At 74.3% G+C, this 2,714-nt stretch carries 1 protein-coding gene; it reads left to right on the top strand.

Translation table 11 applies throughout. The annotated features are described in order from the left end of the window. Positions 1-2,627, top strand: a 2,627-nt coding sequence (locus tag AE652_RS29740) for a condensation domain-containing protein (RefSeq protein ID WP_049657062.1), incomplete at its 5' end; no start/stop codon positions are given. Positions 2,628-2,714: the final 87 nt, after the last annotated feature.

The raw sequence follows: 2,714 nt of genomic DNA, 5'->3' as shown, positions 1-2,714 counted from the left end.
CCGGCTCCACCGGCCGCCCCAAGGGCGTCGCCGTCGCCCACGAGCACGTCAGCCGGCTGATGGCGGACGGCGAGCGGCACTTCGGCTTCGGCCCCCAGGAGACCTGGACGCTCTTCCACAGCTACGCCTTCGACTGGACGGTCTGGGAGATGTGGGGCGCCCTGCTGCACGGCGCCCGCCTGGTCGTCGTCCCGTACGTGACCAGCCGCTCGCCGGAGGAGTTCGCCCAGCTGCTGGCGGAGGAGGAGGTCTCGTACCTCTGCCTGACCCCCTCGGCGCTGCGCCAGCTGGAGCCGGTGCTGCGGCGCAGCCCGCGCGCCCTGCCCGCACTGAAGTGGATCATGCTGGGCGGGGAGGCGCTGGACCCGGCCGTCGTCCAGCGCTGGTTCGAACTCGACCCGCCGCCCCCGGCCCGGCTGTGCAACCTGTACGGCATCACCGAGACCACCGTCCACGTCACCACCCACGACCTGGCCGGCAGCGCCGGCTTCGAGCGCAGCCTGATCGGCACGCCGATGCCGCACCTGAGCGCCCAGGTCCTGGACGACTGGCTGCGGCCGGTGCCGCCCGGCGCGGCCGGCGAGCTCTACATCGGCGGCGGCAGCCTCGCCCACGGCTACTGGGGCCGCCCCGGCCTCACCGCCGGGCGCTTCGTCGCCGACCCGTACGGCCCGCCCGGGGCCCGGCTCTACCGCACCGGCGACGTCGCCCGGCGGCTGCCCGGCGGCGGGCTGGAGTACATCGGGCGCGCCGACTTCCAGGTCAAGCTGCGCGGCTTCCGGATCGAGCTCGGCGAGATCGAGAACGCGCTCGCCGCCCACCCGGACGTGGACGCCTGCGTCGTCACCGTGCACGAGGACCGCCTCGCCGCGTACGTCACCGGACGCGAGCCCGCCGACGTCCGCGCCTTCCTCGGCCGCTCGCTGCCCCCGTACATGGTCCCGGCGAGCTTCACCGTGCTGGAGTCGCTGCCGCTGACCGTCAACGGCAAGGTGGACCGCGCCGCGCTGCCCGCCCCCGGCCAGCGGGCCACCGCCACCGGAGGCCGGCACGTCGAGCCGCGCACCCCGGAGGAGGAGGCCTTCGCCGCCGTCTGGACGGAGGTCCTCGGGGTGGACGGCATCGGCGTCCACGACGACTTCTTCCACCTCGGCGGCGACTCCATCCGGGCCGTCCAGCTGGCCGGCGCGCTGCACGAGCGCGGCTGGGGGCTGAGCCTGCGGGACGTCTTCAACGCCCCCACCGTCGCCGCCCTGCTGCCGCTCGCCGAGCCCGTCACCCAGGGCCCGGACGCCCACGAGCCCTTCGCCCTGGTCACCCCCGAGGACCGCGCCGACCTGCCGCCCGGCCTGGTCGACGCCTACCCGATGGTGTCCATGCAGCTCTCCATGGTCTTCCACATGGAGATCGCCGGCGGCACCGACAGCTACCACAACGTCAACTCCTACAAGATCTCCGGCGACCTCGACGAGCAGGCCTTCCGCCGCTCCGTCGCCGAGGCCATGGACCGCCACGCCGTGCTGCGCACCGGCCTGGACCTGTCCGGCTACGGCGAACCGCTGCAGCTCGTCCACGGCCGGCTGCCCGCCCCCGTCGAGTTCGCCGACCTGCGCGGCGCCGCCGAGGAGGACCAGGACACCGCGATCCGCGAGGTGTTCGACACCCACCGGTGGACACCCTTCGACCTCACCGCGCCGCCACTGTTCCGGATCACCGTGCAGCGCCTCGCCGAGGACGCCTACCAGCTCACCGTCTCCGAGCACCACGCGATCCTCGACGGCTGGAGCTTCACCTCGCTGCTCACCGAGATCCTGGAACGCCACACGGCCATCGCCGAGGACCCGCTCGGCGCGCCCGCCCCGCCGCCGCGCACCGCCTTCCGCGACTTCGTGGCCGTCGAACGGCAGGCCGCCGGGGACGAGCGCTCACTCGCCTACTGGCGCGAGCGGCTGGACGGCGTCAGCGGCCAGTCCTTCCCCGGCAGCGAGTCCGTGCACGAGGCGCCGCGCACCGTCGAACGGGTGCTGCCGGAGGCGCCCGGACAGTTGCGCGACGTCGCCGACGCGCTCGGCGTGCCGGTCAAGTCGGTGGCGCTCGCCGCCCACCTGCACGCCCTCGCCGCCGTCACCGGGCGTCGGCGCGTCACCACCGGCCTGGCCGTCAACGGCCGGCTGGAACGGCTCGGCGGCACCGAGGTGTACGGGCTGTTCCTCAACACCGTCCCGCTGAGCTGCGAACCCACCGACGACCTGCTCGCCCTGGTCCGCGAGGTCCACCGCGAGGAGCTGGACATGATGCCGCACCGCCGGGTGCCCTTCGCCCGCCTCGCCCGGCTGATGACCGACACCGCGCTGGACAGCCAGTTCGGCTACCTGCGCTTCCACGCCCTCGGCCGGCTCAGCTCGGCCCGCATCGTGGACGGCCGGATCGGCACCGAGCCGACCCTGCGCCACGAACCCAACAGCTTCGCCTTCGGCGCCTCGGTCATCCAGGACCCGGTCACGCAGCGGGTGCTGCTCGCCGTGGACCACCAGCGCTCGCTGGTCGCCGACCACACCGCCGAGCAGTTCATCGACACCTACGCCGCCGCCCTGCACACCATGGCCGCCGCCGCCCGAGAGTCCTGAGGAGCCGTCATGACCGATCTGCTGGACCGCCTGCGCGACACCGTCGCCGCCCACCCCGGGCGCACCGCCGTCCTGGCCGGCGCCGAC

Origin of the sequence: Kitasatospora sp. MY 5-36, from assembly GCF_001182915.1 — a bacterium.
Classification (GTDB): domain Bacteria; phylum Actinomycetota; class Actinomycetes; order Streptomycetales; family Streptomycetaceae; genus Kitasatospora.
The sequence above is the reverse complement of the archived record's forward strand: the minus strand, read 5'-3'. Positions and strand labels throughout refer to the sequence as shown.